Annotated in this window: 2 protein-coding genes; both read left to right on the forward strand. The window is 44.4% G+C overall.

Features of this window, described 5'->3' with window-relative positions; translation table 11 throughout:
• On the forward strand, window positions 1–584 hold a 584-nt coding region (locus tag A3730_RS02595), incomplete at its 5' end, for an FkbM family methyltransferase (protein WP_197477239.1).
• Window positions 585–588: 4 nt separating this feature from the next.
• On the forward strand, window positions 589–1,319 hold a 731-nt coding region (locus A3730_RS29380; RefSeq protein ID WP_156500828.1), incomplete at its 3' end, for an FAD-dependent monooxygenase.

The following is a 1,319-nucleotide window of genomic DNA, read 5'->3' on the forward strand; positions in this document are numbered from 1 at the left end:
CACTGATTGTTGACTGTGGTACCAATATCGGTCTTGGGCTTCTTTATTTTAAGACAATATATCCTGATAGTCGCATCGTCACTTTTGAAGCGGATCCTCTGTCGGCCAGCGTGGCAAGAAAAAATATCAATTTTCTCGGTCTGACCGGAATTGATCTTGTGGAAAAGGCCATTACGGATACAACGGGCTCCACCGATTTTTTTGTTTTCCCTGATTCTTTAGAAAACATTCCCGTCTGCTCGACCTTTGAAAATGCTTTGGCAAGAAGGCGTATTATTGTAGAGAGTATGGCTGCAGCTGAGCTGCCTTGTTTGGATAATGGCGTAGACTTTATGAAGGTTGATATTGAAGGCGGAGAAAGCAATGTGATATCGAGCCTTGTAGAGTCAGGGAAATTAAGAAAAGTTAAAACCTTTGTTATCGAATACCATCACTGGGTTAAGCAGAAATACTCGTTCGATGAATTCCTCACTGTTTTCAAAAGACATGGCTTTCTTATGGAGATGGTTGATGAGGAATGTGCTCACCCTGCGTATCCTGAAACTTCAGGGAACAGTATTTTGAAATTCATTCGAGTGGATTGATATCGTGACAAAATCTGTAAAGGTAGACGTGATAGTTGTCGGAGGCGGGCCAGCGGGTGTGGCTTCTGTACGTACACTCACAGCAGGTGGTGCTCGCGTAGCATTGATCGAAAAAACACGATTCCCAAGAAGCAAGCCTTGCGCTGGTGGACTTTCCGCTGGAGCCGTGCGTTTACTTGATTATGACTTCACTACTGTTGTTCGTGAAAAGGTTAACGAGCTGAGACTGTCCTATAAAGATAAAAAGCCGGTTATCATTAAAGCGGAAGAGCCAATCGCATTAATGACTAAACGAGCCGAGTTCGATAGTCTTGGGATCGAAGCAGCATTGAGTACCGAATGTCAGTACTTTGTACTACCAGAAATTAGTGGAATTGAGCTTCGTAGGGATGCTGTTGAGCTAATCTATCCTGGCCTCAGAATTAAGGGCAACTACCTGGTTGCGGCGGATGGTGCGGGGAGTACTATACGGCGTTTGATCTCCGGTCGACCGAAGGGGGCTTTTGGGGTAGCTATTGAAGCCGACGTTGATGCGAACGAAGTTAATACTCAAGAAATTAGAACAAAAGTTGATTTCGGTTTTTCTCCTGGAGGGTATGGCTGGGTATTTCCAAAAGGGGATCACTACAACGTTGGTTTGTATTCCTGGAATAGTCGCCATTCCCGATTTGTAAATCGTCCAGCCCTTAAGCAATATGCTCAGATTTCGTTGGGAGAGGTAAATCTTTCGGATAT

Source organism: Alcanivorax sp. HI0044 (assembly GCF_001634945.1).